A 17556-nucleotide genomic window follows, 5' to 3' on the forward strand; every position below is an offset into this window, starting at 1 on the left:
CGTGCCACTCGTCCACATCCATCTGATCGAGGATCGCCGCGACGCGGCCGCCGTGCGGCGCATCGCCGACGTCGTGCAGGAAGTGCTGCGTGAGCACTTCGCCGCACCGCCGCGCGATCGGTACCAGCTGATCAGCGAGCACAAGCCGGGCCACATCATCGCCGAGGACACCGGACTCGGGCTCGAACGCACCGACGACATCGTCCTGATCCAGATCGTCCAGCAGGGACGCACCTCCGACCAGAAGCAGGCGACCTACCGCGCGCTCGCCGAACGGCTCCGCGATGAATGCGGTGTGGCAGGCGCTGATCTCATCGTCTCGGTTGTCGAGAACACGCAGGCCGACTGGTCGTTCGGCAACGGCGTCGCGCAGTTCCTCACCGGCGATCTGTAGAGGTCAGTCGAGCGCGGCCGAGATCAGCACAGCCGCAGCCGCTTTGGCGTGGACAGCGGCCTCGGGTCGGCCGCTGATCGCCGAGGTGGTCTGGGCGCCCTCGGCGAGCAGGACGAGTTGGCGCGCCAGCGGGATGGTGCCGCCGGCGTCGGCGACGAGGCCGTCGACGTAGTCCTGGAAACTCTGCTTGTGCACCCGCGCGGCCGTGGCGATCTCCGGCGACGAGCCGCCGAGTTCACCGAACGCGTTGATGAACGCGCAGCCACGGAACTGGTCGGTGATGAACCAGTCGGCGAGGAAATCGAAGATCGCGAGCAGCTTGCCCCGCGGCGTGCTCTGTCCGCGCGCGGCGACGTCGAGGCCGTCGACCCACATGGTGTGCCTGCGCTCGAGCACGGCGAGAACGATCGCGTTCTTGCCGGGGAACTCGCTGTAGAGCCGCTTGAGGGACACGCCGGATGCGCTGCGTAGTTCGTCGATGCCGACCTGCTGGATGCCGCGCTCGTAGTACAGCCGGTCGGCCGCGTCGAGGATTGCGGTCCGGGTGGTGTCCATGGTCCGAGTGTACTTGCCGGGAGAACGATCGTTCTGTAGTGTCGGCGCCAGATAGAGAACGAACGTTCTCATCTCGCCGACATCGCACTTCTTCAGGAGGCAGTCATGGGCTACGTCACCACCGTGGGAACCGAGAATTCCGCTCCGATCGAGCTGTACTACGAGGATCACGGCACCGGGCAGCCGGTCGTGTTGATCCACGGATACCCGCTCGACGGATCGTCCTGGGAGCGTCAGACCTCGGCGCTGCTCGACGCCGGCTACCGGGTCATCACCTACGACCGCCGCGGGTTCGGCCGCTCCAGCCGTCCGACCATCGGCCACGACTACGACACCTACGCCGCCGACCTCAAGGCAGTCCTCGACCAGCTCGACCTCAACCAGGTCGTCCTCGTCGGCTTCTCGATGGGCACCGGCGAGGTGGGTCGCTACCTGGGCAAGTACGGATCCTCGCGCGTCGCCAAGGCCGCGTTCTTCGGGTCGCTGGAGCCGTACCTTCTCAAGACCGACGACAACCCGGCCGGCGTCCCGCAGGACGTGTTCGACGGACTCCTCGACGCCGTGAAGGGCGATCGCTACGCGTTCTTCACCGAGTTCTTCAAGAACTTCTTCAACACCGATGATTTCCTCGGCAACCGCCTGAGCCAGGAGGCGCTCGACGCGAACACTCAGCTCGCGTACAACGCGTCGCCGTGGGCCTCGGTCGCCGCACAGCCGACGTGGCTCACCGACTTCCGGGAGGACATCCCGAAGATCGACGTCCCGGCGCTGATCGTGCACGGCACCGCCGACAACATCCTGCCGATCGACTCGACCGGCCGTGAGTTCACCAAGGCGTTGCCCGATGCGGAGTACATCGAGATCGAGGGTGCTCCCCACGGCCTGCTGTGGACCCATCACGAAGAGGTCAACAAGGCGCTCCTCGAGTTCCTCGCGAAGTAGTTCCGACCGAACAGCTTTCCTGCGAGCAGCGGTTCGTCCGCTCACCGGCCGCACCCTTGATCAGGTGCGGCCGGTTCGCGTCGGTGGCACGGTGGGGTGATGGCGAAGCGAGCGATCACCGAGGAGATTCTCGGGGCGTGGGTGTTCAAGGCCGACGGTCGGCGGTTCGACGAGTCGATCGCCATCCGATCCCGCTGCGTGGCCGACAATTACCGCAAGGATCTGATGCGGCCCGGGCAGCGGGTGGTGCTCTGGGTCAGCGGCCCGGGGGACGGTCCGCGCCCGCGCGGCATCTGGGGTCTGGGCTGGATCACCGACGAGGCCCGGTCGGACCCCGACGACGGGTGGGTCACTCCGGCCGACATCACCCTGCTCGCCGAGGGTGACCGCGTTCTGGCCACCGACCTGCGCGAGATCCCGGAGTTGGCGGACATGGAAGTGCTGAAGCTCCCGCAGGGCAGCAACCCGTCGTGGGTCACCCGCGAGCAACTGGCCGCCATCGTTCGGCTCCTGCCGGAGTGGCCCGCGTTGCAGTGATCAGAACGGTGGCGATCAGAACGGTGGGGGCGGCCGGTGATGGCGGCGAGCGCAGTGCGGTGAACAGGTCGGTGCCGGTGTAGGCGTTGCCGAGGAACATGTGGCCGGTGGGGGACTGGAAGAACACGGTCCCCATCTCGTCCTGGTGGTCGCGTCAGGCGGTGAAGGTCTTGATCCGATGGTGAAATCGGCACAGGGGTTTCAGGTTTGCGCGTGTGGTCCGGCCGCCTGTGTCGAATGGGTCGGTGTGGTCGAGGTCGGTGTGCCATGCGGGGGCGTTGCATCCGGGGAAGGTGCAGCACAATTCGCCCGAGCGGACCAAGGCCTGGAGCTTTTTGCTGGGCCGGTATCTCGTTGAGTCGGATGCGGGTGGTTCGGGGCGGATGAACTCGCGTTCGGCCTGGGCCAGGAGCGAGCGCATGGTGTTCGCGTCGATGATGCCGTTGCCGTCGAGGAAGCCGGGGTCGTCGTCGAGCCCGAGCAGTGTCGACAAGTTGACGACGATGTGGAAGGTGGGTCGCTCGGTCGAGCTGGGCCGACATTCGCAGGTGTGGGTCGCCGTGTGCTCGGGGCGGGATTCCTCGTCGACTGTGGGGGCGTCTGTCGTGGTCTCGGGCTGAACCTGATGCTCGGGTTCGGTTGCGGAGGTGCAGTCGTCGCATTCGCAGGGCAGGTGGAGTCGGCCGCGGGACAGGGCGAGGAGTGCGTCGGCGCGGCGCCGGTCGAGGGTGCGGGGATCGCTGGTGTGGGGCTCGTCGGCCATGACGGCCAGGCGAGCGTCGAACTCGGCGGCGGATTCCATCGGCAGCGACGCGCTGAGCCGTGATTGGCCGGGCGCGTGGTGGTCGGGTCGGACGGTGACGTTGCGGTCGGCGGCGGCGCGGGCGCGGCGACGCAGGAGTGCGTCGGAGTCGATGTCGGCGATGATCGCGTCGACCATCACGGTGAATCGCGTTCGTGACATCGGTGGGCGGGCGAAGATCGCCTGCGCGAGATGGGCGTCGACGTCGGTGATCGGCGCCGGCGGTGACGATCTCGCGGGCACGAGCTGGTGGCAGGTTGAGGACCGCACCGACCTCGGCGACCGCGCTGAGGTGGTCTTCTTCTCGTTCGTCGTGGATCAGACTGGCCGCCTGCAACATCCGGAAGTCCGCGGAGGCGTGGACCGCGCGACAGTGCGCCAGGATCTCGATGAGTTCGGCCGCGTTGTGGTGCTCATCGTCGGCCAACTGCGACTCCAGAGGCGCACCGGTCCCGTGTGTGGAGGTGGTGGTCGCGCCGGCCATGAGTCGAACATACATTCGACTTTCGACAACCGAACAGACCTGTCTGCGGCCCTGTGGACAACTCGACCCAGGGGCCGAGGTGCGCCCACGTCGCGATCGGGTTCATGACGCCTAACTGATTGCGTCAGTTGTTGTTTGACGCAACTGGTTACTTTGCGATGGTTACTTTTGTACCGCGTTCGCATGAAATTGCGGCGGTTTCGACGAAGTGTCGCCAATCACGGATCAATTGTCGTCAGTGCCGTCTAGCTTCACCCCTACAAGCAGTCATACGAGGGGGTTGTCGTGGGTAGGAACAAGGCGTCGCGAGTGTCGAAGACCGTCGGTAAGGCGGGTCTGGCGGGCACCGCCGCCGGAGCGGTCGTGACCACGGCAGCGGCCGCGGTGTTGTTGGGGTCGGGCACGGGGTCGAATCCCGCGTCGCTCACGGAGGCCGCGGGCGCGAACGCCCGGACCGACAACGCATTGAGTCGGGTCCACGTCGAGGGCGTGGTGCTGACACAGAAGACGTTGGAGATGTTGTCGTCGCTGCCGACCGGGTCGTCGGTGGTCGTCCCGAACCAGCCGCAGACGGTGACCTCGTCGACCAGCACGTCGACGTCGGGAGGGGCATCCTCATCGGTGCCACCGCTGTCAGGTGTCGGCAGGTCGGCGGTCCAGCTCTTCGTTCCCTCGGCGAGCGTCGGCACGACCGCGTCGGGCCCGGTGTCGCAGGCCTCGGTCTCGACCTTCAGCATGTTCCCCACGCAGACCACGTGGACGCCGCTGAACACCGCCGCAGGCGGTGCGCGGTCGGGGACGGCGTACGCGTTCGTGCCGGCGCCGGGTGCCACAGCGGAGTCCGGCCTCGGCATGTTGATCCGGGTGTTCATCGGTGACGGTGCGGACGCGCCCGCCGATTGTGTTGCGGCGGCGTGCAACGGCGGCAACGGTGGCCTGTTGTTCGGTAACGGCGGCCGTGGGGCCAACGGAGGGACGGGCGGCAACGGCGGCTTCTTCGGCAACGGTGGCGCAGGCGGAGCCGCGACCGTCGTCGGCGGAGTGGGTGGCGCGGGCGGCAACGCCGGCTTCATCGGAACGGGCGGCACCGGCGGCGCGGGTGCGGCCGGCGCAACAGGTCTCGCCGGTGGCAGCGGCGGTGCGGGCGGTCGCGGCGGATTCATCCTCGGCGACGGCGGACTCGGTGGAGCGGGCGGCGCAGGTGCGGCCGGGGCGGCGGGTACCGCGGGAACCGACGGTGGCGCAGGCGGTGTCGGTGGCATCGGCGGAGGATTGATCGGCAACGGTGGAGCCGGCGGTGCCGGTGGTCTCGGTGGCGCGGGCGGCACCGGTTCCGACGGCAGCGCGGGTGCGGGCGGTACGGGAGCCGGAGCCGCCGGTGACGACGGTGGTGCGGGTGTGGCCGGTGGCGCGGGTGGCCGCGGCGGGAACGCCGGAGCCGGCGGAGCATCGAGCTTGTTCGGCGCGGTCGGTGTCGTCGGTGTCAACGGAAACGGCGGCGCAGGCGGTTCGGGCGGTGCCGGTGGCCAGGGCGGCGATGGAGTCGATGGCGCCGACGGGACTGCGGCGGTGGGCGCCGGTGGCAACGGCGGCGATGGCCAGGACGGCGGCGCGGGCGGTAAGGGCGGAACCGGTGGCATAGCGGGAGCCGGTGGTCTGGCCGGAACCGGTGGCAGCGGCGGAACGGCCGGCACCAGAGGCGCCGACGGTGCGCTCGGCAACGGCGGCGCGGGCGGTGACGGTGGAGTCGGCGCGGCCGGGAACGACGGTGGAGCCGGCGCGGCAGGTGTCGCGGTCACAGGCTCGGGCACAGCGGGCAACGCAGGAGACGCGGGTCAGGCCGGCGGCAACGGTGGTCGAGGCGGCAACGCCGGTATCGGCGGCACCGGAACGGTCGCGGGCGTGGACGGATCGAGCGGCAGCGGTGGCGCGGCGGGTAGCGGCGGCCAGGGCGGTGCGGGTTCGAAGGGCACCGATGGCGCGGACGGCATCGACGCAGCGACGCCGGGTGGCTCGGGAACTGCGGGCCAGGCCGGTGGCGCGGGCGGCGCGGGCGGCGCGGGCGGCGCATCAGGCGTGGCGGGCGCAGCAGGTACCGGTACCGGAGGCATCGCGGGCGCGACCGGAACAGCAGGAACGCAGGGCGCGGGCGCCGCGGGCGGCAACGGTGGCCGCGGCGGAGCCGGCGCGAACGGCGCGACGGGCGACGTCGGTTCGGCCGCGACCGGCGACGGTGCGAACGGTAACACCGGCGGAACAGGTCAGGCCGGCGGCAATGGTGGTGCGGGCGGCAACGCCGGCATCGGTGGCGCCGGGTCGACCGCGGGTCTGACCGGTGTCAACGGCACCGGTGGCGCGGCGGGCAGCGGCGGCCAGGGCGGTACCGGGTCGAACGGCAACAACGGCGCGAACGGAACGGACGCGACGACTCCGGGCGGATCGGGAACGGCCGGCGGGGCCGGCGGAACGGGTGGAACGGGCGGTGCCGGTGGCGCCGCAGGTGCTGCGGGTGTCGCGGGGACCGGCGGAACCGGCGGTGGCAACGGTGCGGTCGGCGTCGCGGGAATCCAGGGCGTCGGCGGCAACGGTGGCAACGGCGGTATCGGTGGATCCGGCGCGGCCGGCGGAATCGGTTCGACCGGCCTCGCGGCTGTCGGCACCGGCACGAACGGTAACGAGGGTGGTGCCGGGCAGGCAGGCGGCAACGGCGGCCAGGGCGGTGCAGCCGGTGCAGCCGGTACCGGATCCTCGGCAGGAACAGCGGGTTCGAGCGGCGACGGTGGCGCGGCCGGTGCCGGAGGCAAGGGCGGCACCGGGTCCGACGGAACCGACGGCGCGGACGGCATCGCAGCGACCACCCCCGGCGGCAACGGTACGGCCGGTGAAGACGGCGGTACGGGTGGAGCCGGCGGAGCAGGTGGCGCAGCGGGAATCGCCGGAGCGGCCGGATCCGGGACAGGCGGCGTCGCCGGAGCTTCTGCGGTGGCGGGAGTCCAGGGCGACGGTGGCAAGGGTGCCAACGGCGGCAACGGCGGCGCGGGCGCGGACGGTGCCATAGGCGATGCCGGCGCTGTTGCCACCGGGTTCAGTGCGAGCGGCAACGCAGGCGGTGCGGGCCAGGACGGCGGCAGCGGCGGTCGGGGCGGCAACGCAGGCGGCGGCGGAGCCGGAACCACGATCGGCACGGTCGGGCAGAACGGCAACGGCGGTGCGGCGGGCAACGGCGGCATGGGCGGTGCCGGTTCGGACGGCAACGACGGCCGGGATGGGGCCGACGCCACCACACCGGGCGGAGAGGGCGGCAACGCCACGTCGGGCGGCAACGGCGGTGCCGGCGGCATCGGCGGGTTGGCGGGCACCGCGGGAGCGGCCGGAACCGGTGGCACCGGCGGAGTGGCGGGCGCGAACGGCACCCGAGGTGACCAGGGTGTCGGCGGAGCGGGCGGTGACGGCGGCAACGGTGGTGCCGGCGCGGCCGGTGCTGCGGGCGCCACCGGCGCTGCGGCGACGGGTCCGGGCGGCAACGGCAACACGGGCAGCGCAGGGCAGGCCGGCGGTAACGGCGGTGCCGGTGCCCAAGCAGGTGTCGGCGGCGTGGGATCCACGTCGGGACAGAACGGCTCGAGCGGCAATGGTGGTGCGGCCGGCGACGGCGGCATGGGCGGCGCGGGCTCCAACGGCAACAACGGTGCGAACGGGACGAACGCCACGCAGGCGGGAACCGCGGGAACAGCCGGTGGCGCAGGCGGAATCGGCGGCAACGGAGGCGCAGGCGGTGCCGCGGGCACGGCCGGAACGGCCGGCGGCTCCGATGCGGCAGCAGGAGCAGCCGGTGTCGCGGGCACGCAGGGTGTCGGCGGCAACGGTGGCAATGGCGGCCTCGGCGGGAACGGTGCCGTCGGCGCGAACGGCGTCACCGGTATGAACAACGGCGCCGCGCAGAACGGTGGCGCGGGCGGTGCAGGTGGCAACGCGGGAACAGCGGGAACCGGCTCGACCAACGGGACCGTCGGCGTCAACGGCACCGGCGGCAACGGGGCCCAGGGCGGAAACGGTGCCGCGGGTACGAACGGCACAACCGGTGCGGCAGGCACGGCAGGCAGCGTCAACGGCGGCACGGGAACCGCAGGAACCGCAGGTGGTGCCGGCGGTAACGGCGGCGCTGCGGGAGCAGTCGGTACCGGCGGCACCGGCGGCTCGGCTGGTGTCCAGGGCAACGGCGGCAACGGAGGAGTCGGCGGAACCGGCGGTAGCGGTGGCGCGGGTCGTGCCGGCACCAACGGTGCGACGGGAGCCGTGGGTTCGGGCTCCTCGCTGCAACCCTTCCAAAACGGCGGCACGGGTGGCGCCGGTGGTGCCGGAACGGCCGGCGGTAACGGTGGAGCGGGCGGCACCGGCGGCGGTGGTGGCGCGGCCGGCCTGGGTCTCGTCAGCGGAGCCGTCGGCGCAAACGGCAACGGTGGCGCAGGCGGAATCGGCGCGGTCGGTGGCAGCGGCGGAACCGGTGGCGCGGGCGGCTTCTCGGTCTTCGGCACCGGCGGCACCGGCGGCGTCGGCGGAAACGGTGCGACCGGAGGGATCGGTGGAACCGGCGGCCTCGCCGGCACCGGTGGCGCGACCGGCACCGGCAGCACCGGCGCAGCAGGCATCTCGGGGAACAACGGAGCCGGTGGAACAGGCGGCACCGGCGGGGCGTCGTCCACCGGGTCCGGCGGGACCGGGGGTAACGGCGGTGGGGTGTCGGGCACGCGCGGAAACGTCCAGGGCGGCAACGGAGGCGCCGGAGGCTCTTCCGGCAGCGGCACCGGTGGCCAAGGTGGTAACGGCGGAAGCGTGACGTCGAACTCCGGCAACGCAGAGGGCGGTGATGCCGGGCAGGGCGGGACTGGCTTCAACGGCGGCAGGGGTGGCAACGGCGGAAGCGGGACAGCCACTTCCGGCACCGGTACGGGTGGTGACGGTGGTACCGGAGGTGTGAGCAGCGGACTCATCGGCAGCAGCAGTGGCGCCGGTGGGACAGGCGGAACCGGAACCGGGACCACCGCGGTCGGTGGCACCGGCGGGACCGGTGGCACCGGTGGAACCAGCGCATTCGGCGGCAACTCGGGCGCCACGGGCGGCTCGGGCGGTCAGGCTGTCGGAACCGGCAGCGGACCCGCCACGGGCGGCGCCGGCGGTGCCGGCGGTGCGGGCGGGGTCAACACGACCGGCAATGCTGCCTCGCCTCTGCTGTCAGCGGGCGACGGCGGTGCCGGCGGAACCGGCGGGTCGGCGACCAACAACGCAAACGGCAACGCAGTCGGCGGCGCAGGCGGTGTCGGTGGTGCAGGCGGTGTCGGCAAGCCGGCCGTCCAGGGCGGCAACGGCGGCAACGGTGGTGCCGGTGGCACCGGCAACGCCCCGGGCGCGGGAACGGGGACCGGTGGCACCGGTGGTGCCGGCGGTTCCGGATCCGGCCCCGGGTCGACCAACGGCACCAAGGGCGCCAACGGCAACGGTGTCGGGTGAGCCAGCACGCAACGTCCGACGGCGGCCAGGTGCGGGTCAACCGCACACCCACGGTGTTGGCCGTCGTTGCGGTTGTCCTCGCCCTGGTCGCCGCGGTGATCGCGGTCTTCGCCCTCGTGCAGGGCGGCTCCGATGATGACGGGCCGACTTACGGCGACGCGCAGAGGAACACCGACACCCGGACGGTGTGCGACGCGTTCACGGTGAACCTGCGCGCGGTCTCGACCCAGACCGGCAGCACCCCACCCGGCGGTGTCGCGGGCGAGTCCGCCGCGGCGGCCAACGCCCGGTTGGCGTTGTTCGCGGCGTCGGTGAACTTGACCGACGCCCTCGATTCCGCACCGGCGGCGCGCGACGAACTCCGAAGCGCAGTGACCGAGCTGGCACAGCAGTACCGAACGGTCGCAACGCAGTACCTCGCCGGAGCGGGTGCCGATGCACCCGCGGTCACCGGTGCGATACGCGGCGCGGGCACGGCGGCCACGGCCGTCACCAACGCCTGCAAGTAGTGATCTCGAGACGAGCCGCCGGTGGCAATCCGCCACCGGCGGCTCGTCGCTGTCCGGAGACCACGTCGGCTGACCGATCGACACATAGCTACCCGCAGTAACGGCCGAGTCGATCCGAGCGACTTCCGAGTACACCCCGGAACTGAGGAGTACCAATGATCGGAATCGCCCCGAAGAGGCTCGCAGCACTGGCCGCAGCCGGAGCGCTCGTTCTCATGGCGGGAGCCTGCTCGTCGGGGGAGTCCGACACCGGATCGGAGGCGCCCACCTCGACGGTGACGGTCACCGCACCGGGATCGTCGGCGCCGCACACCCAGGGCTCGGATCCGGACGCGGGCTCGGGGTCGGCACCCACCGCTGACGCACCTGTCACCGAAACGCCCGTGGCCGACACCCGGGACGTCGCGACCCCGGCCGCTGCTACACGGCCCGTCTCGGACTTCGCCGACGGATCTCGATACTCGTTCGCCTCGCCGAGCAAGCAGATCCAGTGCCGTGCGATCGACGGCAATTTCATGTGTCAGACGTCGGGCAAACCGCACACCGTCACCACGGCGTCCCTGTGCAACTTCTATCCCGGACTGGAGCAGAGCCGCGCGGTCCGCTTCGGCTGGTTCCCCAGCGGTCCCGCCCCGTGCGCGACGATCATCCAGGGTGAGGGCTTCAATTCGCCGCACACCCTGGATTACGGCCAGCGGGTCACCTTCTCGCCCATGGGCGGTCGTACGATCACCTGTGCATCCGCGGTCGATGGACTCACCTGCACCCAGGTCGGTGGCGTCGGCGCCACCGGGTTCTTCCTGTCGGTCGACTCGTTCACAGTGCTCTAGAGAGGTGGAAATGCGTGTTCTCCGTGGTCTCGGTGGCGTCTTCGCCCTACTGCTGGTGATCACCGCGTGCTCCGACGACACCGCCGATCCTGCGCCGCCAACCTCCACGGTGACCGTCTCGGATTCGGCCGTGCCGCAGGCGGGCTCGTCGGCGCCGTCCGACACGTCGACGGCCAGCACAACGACGACCACCACGACGCCGGCCGACCCCACCGCCGGCGCGCTGCCCGCATCCGACTTCGCCGACGGCACGAGCTACTCCTTCGCGTCACCGTCGAAGAAGATCGAGTGCCGTACGACGTCGGAGACGCTCGTCTGCCAGACCCTGGACAACCGGCACACCGTGGATCCGTCGCTGCTGTGCGGCTTCTATCCCGGCGAGGAGCAGGGCAGGGCCAACCAGTTCGGCTTCTTCGACTTCGACAAGCCGCTGTGCGCAACCATCGTCCAGGGCAACGCGATCCGGTCACCGAACACGCTGGCCTACGGCCAACGCGTCGTGTTCCGACCCCGTCCGGACCTCACCATCGTCTGCTCGGCTGCCACCGTCGGCATCGCCTGCGTCAACCCCGACGGGTTCGGGTTCACGCTGTCCGACACCGAGTTCAAGCGCTTTCGCGCGAACTGACGGCCCGCCCGTGGGTTAGGAGAGCATCAACAGCGTCGACGTCGCGCTGGCGACGAGTCGGCCCTGCGCGTCGTGGACCTCGGCGCGCACGGTGGCCGTGGTCCGGCCATGGTGCTCGACCTCCGCGCGCACCCGGATCGCACCGCGGTCCGGGCTGATGGCGCGGATGTAGCGACAGCTCAGGTCGAGGGTGGAGAAGCGTCGGTTGTCGACGTTGACCGTCATCAGCGCCGACCCGAAGGCCGAGTCGATGACCGCCGCGATCACCCCGCCCTGCACGGTTCCGTTTGCATTGCAGTGAAACTCGCGTGGCTCCATCTCGATCACCGCCCACCCCTCGCCGGCATCGACCGGCCGGTAGTCGAGGGTGGACGCGGCCGGGCTCAGCTCCATCGACCCGTCGATCTGTGCGCGGATCTGCTCGAGTCCGGGCAGGGTGCTGCGCCGACGAGCGCCCGGTGCCGCCCAGGTGTACGAGCGCCCCGGCCTGTTCATGTCGCGCGTTCGCTCACGACTCGATCTTGGCCGAGCGGAGTTCGTGACCCTTCGAGGTCAGGCACCGTCCGGTGGGCAGATCCCACGACCAGCCGTGCAGGTTGCAGGTCAGTTTCTCGCCCTCGATGACGCCGAACTTCGACAGGTCGGCCTTGAGGTGCGGACACCGACGCTGGATCTCCCAGCCGTCCTTGACGATCGACGCCGTGTCGTCGTGCGCCTCGGAGAACCACCCGTCGGCGTATGCGACACGTTCCGGGGTCAGGCATTTGAAGAACGTGTACAGGAACTCGTTGTACCCACCGATGCGCCACGTGGTGAACCGGGTCGACAGGAAGATCGTGTTGACCCAGTCGGGTTCGTTGTCGCGCAACACCGTTCGCACCATCTCGGGCGCGATGCGGAAGCCGTAGCGGTACTTGCCCTCGCCCTCCTTGGGTTCGCGCACCGTGCGGTTCGGGAAGTCGAGCACGACGGTGGTCTCGCCCATGACGAGCCCGACCGGGTAGCCGATCCCATCGCAGATGAGGTCGCTGGCCGCCATGATCGGCTCGAACAGATCCCGCAGCGCAGGCAACAGGGGCTCCCCCTCGGCGGGCGCCCACGACGCCTTCGCTTCGGCGATCACCGGTGCGAACTTCTCCGCCATCCGCTCGAGGTAGGCGGCCTTGTTGACGCCGAACACCTGCTCCGGCGGATATGGGTGACCGATCTCGACGAGCTCGGAACCGCGCAGCTCCACCGTCGACCCCGACACCATCATCAGCCCGCGGTGCTTGGTGCCGTCGTCGGTGCCGTGGGAGACCATCTGGTCGAGGAACGTGGCCTGATCAGGGAAGATGCTCGTTGGATCGGGGTTGCCCTCGGCGTCGCCGACATCGTTGAGGTAGCGGAGCTCGTCGTCGAGGAACATCGGCGGTCCGGCCGAGGGGACCACCCACGTGGCGCCGACCTGCTCGATGTACGACCGCGCCCGGTCCATGCCGCGCTGCCGCTTCTGTGCCGCGAAGTTGGCCTTCGACTTGCGCGGGATGTCGTAGACCATCGGATACCAGATGGCGCCGGAGTACTGCAGCAGATGGATGTCTATGTGGCCGAACGCTTCCGAGATCACGTCGAGGTCGACCGGCCGGGCGTCGTTCATGTTGAAGCAGGTGGTCTCACCGTCGGAGACGATCAGCCCGCTGTCGCCGATCGGACCGTCGGCGGGCGCCCGCAGCGCCACGATCATGATGTCGAGGCTGCCCTTGTCGTTGCTGACGGTCGTCGTGACCGAATCCTCGGTCTCGACGAACTTGTGGAAGCCGAGCGCCTCGAGCTCACGGCGCAGATCCGGCACCGGGTAGTCCGGCAACAGGACGGTTGTGTCCTTGTTGACGTTCTCGGCCAGGTTGCGCGCGTCGAAGTGATCGCGATGCAGGTGCGAGACGTAGAGGTAGTCGCAGTCACCGAGCGTGCGCCAGTCGAGCTCGGTGTTGTCCGGGAACGGGAACCACGATGCGAAGTAGGCGGGATTGACCCACGGGTCGCACAGGATCGACCCGGCCGCTGTCTGGATGTGGAATCCGGCGTGCCCGACGCTGGTGACCTGCACTGGTTTCGTTCCTCTCGATCATGCGTCGCTCACGCGACCGCCCCTCCAGGGTAGAGGCGGACGCTACTGTCGTCCGCATGGAACCCGCTTACGACACCGTGATCGCGATCGCCCGCTCGATGTGGGCAGCGCAGGGACTCAAGTTCACCGTGACCGGCGCCGAGAACGTGCCCCTGACCGGCGGCGCGGTCATCGCGATCAACCACACCGGGTACCTCGACTTCACCTACGCCGGGCTCCCCGCGTTCCTGCACGGCCGTCGCAAAGTGCGCTTCATGGCCAAGAAAGAGGTCTTCGACTCGAAGGTCAGCGGACCCATCATGCGCGCACTGAAGCACATCCCGGTCGACCGTGGCGCCGGCGCCGACAGCTACCGCGCCGCCGTCGAGTACCTGCAGGCCGGTGAACTCGTCGGCGTCTACCCGGAGGCGACGATCAGCCGCAGCTTCGAGATCAAGGAGTTCAAGTCCGGCGCCGCCCGTATGGCGCTCGAGGCCGGGGTCCCCATCGTCCCGACCGTCATCTGGGGCGCCCAGCGCGTCTGGACGAAGGGCCACCCGCGACGGATGGGGCGCACCAACACCCCGATCAGCATCGGCGTCGCGCCCCCGATCGCGCCGCTCGGCGACCCGGCCGAGCTGACCGCGACCCTGCATCGCGCGATGGCCGACACCCTCGATCGGGTCCAGCAGGCCTACGGTCCCCATCCGGCCGGCGAGTACTGGGTGCCGTCGCGGCTGGGCGGTGGCGCCCCGACACTGGCCGAGGCCGACGCGATGGACGCTCAGGAGAGCGCCGAGAAGGCCGCTCGTCGCGCCGAGCGCGACGGCTGAGACCTGCGCGTCGGGTTCGTACGGACGCCCGAGACGGCGGCCGCTACTCTGTCGGGGATATTCGCCCGAAACGGGCGTACGCCGATCTCACGACACGGGGTGGAACATGAGTCAACCGCCGAATCAGGGTGGTGGCTGGAACGGTCCGCAGGGGCCAGGGCAGCCATGGGATCCTGCATCGGGGCAGGCGTTTCCCCCGCCCGGGCAGTACCCCCAGTTCCCGCAGAATCAGCCCTTCCCGCCCGGCCAGTTCCCGCCCGGCCAGCCCCCGTACGGCCAACCCCAGTACGGTCCGCCACCGGGATACGGTCCGCCGACCGGCGGTCCGCCGTGGGGCCCGCCGCCCGGGCCACCCACCCGTGCGCCGTGGTGGCGACGCGGCTGGGTGATCGGACCGATCATCGCGGGCATCGTGGTGATCCTGGTGATCGCGACGACGGTCTCGCTGCTGGTGCTCTCCGACGACGACTCCGACCCGTCGGACACCGTGACCGCCTACCTCCAGGCGCTCTCCGACGGCGACGCGAAAAAGGCGTTGTCGACGATCGACGAGCCCGGCAACACCAAGCTGTTGACCGACGACATCCTCAAGCGTCAGCAGGCCAAGGCCAAGATCGGGGACATCAAGGTCGTGCGGAGTATGACCACGTCCGAGCGCGCGATAGTCAAGGCCACCTACAACTTCGGTCAGCGCAACGCCGACGTCGACTTCCGGCTGACCGAGACCGACGGCGACTGGAAGGTCGAGCAGGGCGCGATCGAGATCGACCTGTCGTCGGGTTCGATCGAGAAGAACAAGCCCACGCTGTTCGGCGTGGACGTCTCGGGCGATTCGAAGGCCTACGTCTTTCCGGGACCGCTCGAGTGGGGGACGTCGAACAAGTACATCGCCGCGACCGACGGGAAGGCCGACGACTGGCCCGTCGGCCCCTACTCCTCCTACTACCCCCAGCTCGACTTCGACATCAGCAAGGACGGCAACAAGGCGGCGTCCATCGCGGTCACCGCCTACCTGCAGTACTGCGCGCAGTCCACACAGACCGACGCCTCGGTGGACAAGCCGGGCTGCGAGCAGGAGGTGTTCGCCTTCGACGCGCTGCCGGGCACGGTCACCTGGAGTGACCCACGCACGATGGAGCTGTCCTCGCTCAAGCTGCGGTACTCCGGTTACACCGACTCCGACGCCATCGCGGTGTCCGGCTCGGTGCCGTGGCAGGCGACGTACCGGTCGAATCGCAGTCCCGCACCGGTGACGCGGTCGGCCACCGACTATCTCTCCGGCGACGTCGACCTCAGCAAGGATCCGCCGCAGTTCCAGCCGAACTGACCCCGCGCCCGCTCAGATCGAGCTGAGGAAGGCCCGTCCGCCACCGCTGCGTTTGGCGTCGTACATGCGGGCGTCGGCCGCGCGCAACGCGTGCCGTATCGCGATGTCGACGCGGTGATCGCGGGGCGATTCGATGACCGCCGCACCGACACTGACGGTCACCGGCGCCGAGTCGATGGCGTCGCGGAGTCGGTCGGGCAGCGACGTCACCCGGTCGACGACGTCGGCCACCGTGCCGGTCAACACGATCGTGAACTCCTCGCCGCCGGTCCGACCCACCACCGCGGTCGGGCCCGCGAGCCCGACCATCCGGGCCGACATCTGCTGCAGCACCAGATCACCGACGTCGTGCCCATAGGTGTCGTTGATCCGTTTGAACTTGTCGACGTCGATGACCACCGCGCCGATCGCGGTGCCCCCGGCCCGCGCGGCGCGCCACAGCGGTTCGAGCGACGCGTCGATGCCCCGGCGGTTGTGCAGTCCGGTCAGCGGATCGCGCAACGACTGCCGTGCGTCGATCGACAGCAGCGTCCACGCGACGTGTGCGGCGATCGGTACCGCACACACCGCGGCGATCATCACGAGTCCGCCGGCGACGGTCGCGTAGGTGTCGAGCGAGCGGGATTCCTGCAGACGCCAGACCGTGTAGACGATGATCACCGCGGCGAAGCCCATGTGGGCGAGCAGCCACCGGGAACTGATGAAGTACGTGCACAGGGCGCTGTTCAGCACGAACAGGGCGCAGCCGAAGGCTCCGGCGAGCGGGTTGTAGAGGACGAGGACCGAGGCCAGTCCGACGTCGCCGAATATCGCGAAGCCCACGAAGTAGTACCGGGCCCGGTGCGCGCCGACCGGTATCCGCACCCGGAGGATGAAGGCGATGACGGCGAGCTGGGCCACCATCACGATGAGCACCCACGTCACCGCGACCGTTCCCGACGGCCCGTACGGACTCATCAACAACAGCGCCGAGCACACCCCGAACAGGAAGGTGTTCGCCGCGAAGACCAAACGGATCGGTAGATGCAGCGGTCGCATGGAGTGGTGGTAGAGGATCCACGCGTAGTCGTGCTCGCCGAAGATCCACTGTCGCAGTGACGACCGGAAACCGGAGCCCGACAACGGTGTGGGGTCGCCGGGTCCGGCCGACGACGGTGGACGACCTGCTCGCACGCTGTGACCCCTGTGGTGAGAACTCGCCCCCGACGGACGGACATGAGTGTGACAGTTACCGCCGATCACCAACGGTGATTCGACAACTGTCATCGACCCGTCATCACCGGAACTCCGTCGATCGCTGTCGGACGGGTCGTTAGGCTCAGGGTATGGAACCCGTCTACCGGACGTTGGAGATCGCGGCACACGCGCTGGTCACGGCGCAGGGGATGCGTCTCGACGTGGGCAACGCAGAGAAGATCCCGTCGACGGGCGGCGCGGTCATCGCCATCAACCACACGAGCTACGTCGACTTCGTCCCCGCGGCCATCGGCGTCTACCGCGGCGGCCGACGGTGTCGGTACATGATCAAGTCGGAGATGATGGACAACCCGCTGGTGCGCTTCCTCATCACCCACACCCACACCGTCCCGGTGGACCGTTCCGCCGGCGCGGAGGCCTATGCGCAGGCGGTCGAGAACCTCCGGCAGGGATACGTCGTCGGGGTGTACCCGGAGGCGACGATCAGCCGCAGCTTCGAGCTCAAGGACTTCAAGACCGGGGCCGTGCGCATGGCGCAGACCGCCGGGGTCCCCATCGTCCCGTGCATCGTGTGGGGCGCACAGCGGCAGTGGACCAAGACCGGCGAGAAGGTCGGTGAGAGCACCCGCGACATGGGTCGCAGCCACATCCCGGTGACGGTCCGCTTCGGCGACCCGATCGACTGCGACGGCGACCCCGTCACCGAGACGGCCCGGTTGAAGTCGGTGATGAGCGCGATGCTCGACGACGTCCGTGCCGCCTACGGACCACATCCGCCCGGCGCGTACTGGGTGCCCGCCGCGATGGGCGGGGGCGCACCGACCCTCGCGCAGGCGCGGGTCATCGAGGCCGAGGACGACGCACGCAAGGCGGAACTCCGCGCCGCGCGGGCCCGCGACGAACACAAGGGAAGTCACTGAC

Annotated in this window: 15 protein-coding genes; 10 read left to right on the forward strand and 5 right to left on the reverse strand. The window is 69.9% G+C overall.

The genetic code is table 11. From position 1 onward, the window contains the following. Position 1 precedes the first annotated feature (1 nt). Positions 2-394, forward strand: a complete 393-nt coding sequence (locus tag LX13_RS10380) for a tautomerase family protein (protein WP_253661251.1) — start codon at positions 2-4, stop codon at positions 392-394. Between the two features lie 3 nt (positions 395-397). On the opposite strand, the gene LX13_RS10385 is transcribed toward LX13_RS10380, so the two are convergent. Next, positions 398-949, reverse strand: coding sequence for a TetR/AcrR family transcriptional regulator (locus tag LX13_RS10385; RefSeq protein WP_253661252.1), 552 nt, complete (start codon positions 947-949; stop codon positions 398-400). A 105-nt stretch (positions 950-1054) separates the two neighbouring features. Between LX13_RS10385 and LX13_RS10390 the strand changes: the two genes are divergently transcribed. Further along, positions 1055-1891 (forward strand): alpha/beta fold hydrolase, encoded by an 837-nt coding sequence (locus tag LX13_RS10390; protein WP_253661253.1) that lies wholly within the window; start codon positions 1055-1057, stop codon positions 1889-1891. A 99-nt stretch (positions 1892-1990) separates the two neighbouring features. Next, the gene (locus LX13_RS10395) at positions 1991-2428 is read left to right on the forward strand and encodes an EVE domain-containing protein (RefSeq protein ID WP_253661254.1); all 438 of its coding nucleotides are present in this window, start codon (positions 1991-1993) and stop codon (positions 2426-2428) included. Positions 2429-2582: 154 nt separating this feature from the next. On the opposite strand, the gene LX13_RS10400 is transcribed toward LX13_RS10395, so the two are convergent. Continuing rightward, the gene (locus LX13_RS10400; RefSeq protein WP_253661255.1) at positions 2583-3473 is read right to left on the reverse strand and encodes an HNH endonuclease signature motif containing protein; all 891 of its coding nucleotides are present in this window, start codon (positions 3471-3473) and stop codon (positions 2583-2585) included. Between the two features lie 550 nt (positions 3474-4023). Between LX13_RS10400 and LX13_RS23225 the strand changes: the two genes are divergently transcribed. The 4 genes from LX13_RS23225 to LX13_RS10425 all read left to right on the forward strand — a co-directional run bounded on the left by LX13_RS23225 (position 4024) and on the right by LX13_RS10425 (position 11189). Continuing rightward, positions 4024-9222 carry a PE family protein gene (locus tag LX13_RS23225; protein ID WP_308214729.1) on the forward strand — a complete coding sequence of 1733 codons (5199 nt, stop codon included), beginning with the start codon at positions 4024-4026 and terminating at the stop codon, positions 9220-9222. Next, on the forward strand, positions 9219-9731 hold the full coding sequence (locus LX13_RS10415; RefSeq protein WP_253661256.1) for a hypothetical protein: 513 nt from the start codon (positions 9219-9221) through the stop codon (positions 9729-9731). The genes LX13_RS23225 and LX13_RS10415 overlap by 4 nt, the downstream gene beginning before the upstream one ends. A gap of 155 nt (positions 9732-9886) precedes the next feature. Then, positions 9887-10561 carry a hypothetical protein gene (locus LX13_RS10420; RefSeq protein ID WP_253661257.1) on the forward strand — a complete coding sequence of 225 codons (675 nt, stop codon included), beginning with the start codon at positions 9887-9889 and terminating at the stop codon, positions 10559-10561. A gap of 10 nt (positions 10562-10571) precedes the next feature. After that, positions 10572-11189, forward strand: a complete 618-nt coding sequence (locus LX13_RS10425; RefSeq protein WP_253661258.1) for a hypothetical protein — start codon at positions 10572-10574, stop codon at positions 11187-11189. 15 nt (positions 11190-11204) lie between these two features. Here LX13_RS10425 and LX13_RS10430 read toward each other — a convergent pair whose 3' ends face one another. Both LX13_RS10430 and LX13_RS10435 read right to left on the reverse strand, forming a co-directional pair. Continuing rightward, complete coding sequence (locus tag LX13_RS10430; protein WP_253661259.1) at positions 11205-11684, reverse strand: PaaI family thioesterase; 480 nt, start codon at positions 11682-11684, stop codon at positions 11205-11207. A gap of 13 nt (positions 11685-11697) precedes the next feature. Beyond that, positions 11698-13278: a Rieske 2Fe-2S domain-containing protein gene (locus LX13_RS10435; RefSeq protein ID WP_253661260.1), complete on the reverse strand. Its 1581-nt coding sequence runs from the start codon at positions 13276-13278 to the stop codon at positions 11698-11700. 77 nt (positions 13279-13355) lie between these two features. Between LX13_RS10435 and LX13_RS10440 the strand changes: the two genes are divergently transcribed. Next, positions 13356-14111, forward strand: coding sequence for a lysophospholipid acyltransferase family protein (locus LX13_RS10440; protein ID WP_253661261.1), 756 nt, complete (start codon positions 13356-13358; stop codon positions 14109-14111). A 106-nt stretch (positions 14112-14217) separates the two neighbouring features. Next, positions 14218-15438 carry a hypothetical protein gene (locus LX13_RS10445; RefSeq protein ID WP_253661262.1) on the forward strand — a complete coding sequence of 407 codons (1221 nt, stop codon included), beginning with the start codon at positions 14218-14220 and terminating at the stop codon, positions 15436-15438. A 12-nt stretch (positions 15439-15450) separates the two neighbouring features. On the opposite strand, the gene LX13_RS23445 is transcribed toward LX13_RS10445, so the two are convergent. Further along, positions 15451-16611, reverse strand: a complete 1161-nt coding sequence (locus LX13_RS23445) for a GGDEF domain-containing protein (RefSeq protein WP_253661263.1) — start codon at positions 16609-16611, stop codon at positions 15451-15453. A gap of 152 nt (positions 16612-16763) precedes the next feature. Between LX13_RS23445 and LX13_RS10455 the strand changes: the two genes are divergently transcribed. After that, the gene (locus tag LX13_RS10455) at positions 16764-17555 is read left to right on the forward strand and encodes a lysophospholipid acyltransferase family protein (protein WP_253661264.1); all 792 of its coding nucleotides are present in this window, start codon (positions 16764-16766) and stop codon (positions 17553-17555) included. Position 17556: the final 1 nt, after the last annotated feature.

This window comes from Williamsia maris, assembly GCF_024171815.1.
In the GTDB taxonomy this organism is placed as follows: Bacteria; Actinomycetota; Actinomycetes; order Mycobacteriales; family Mycobacteriaceae; genus Williamsia_A; species Williamsia_A maris.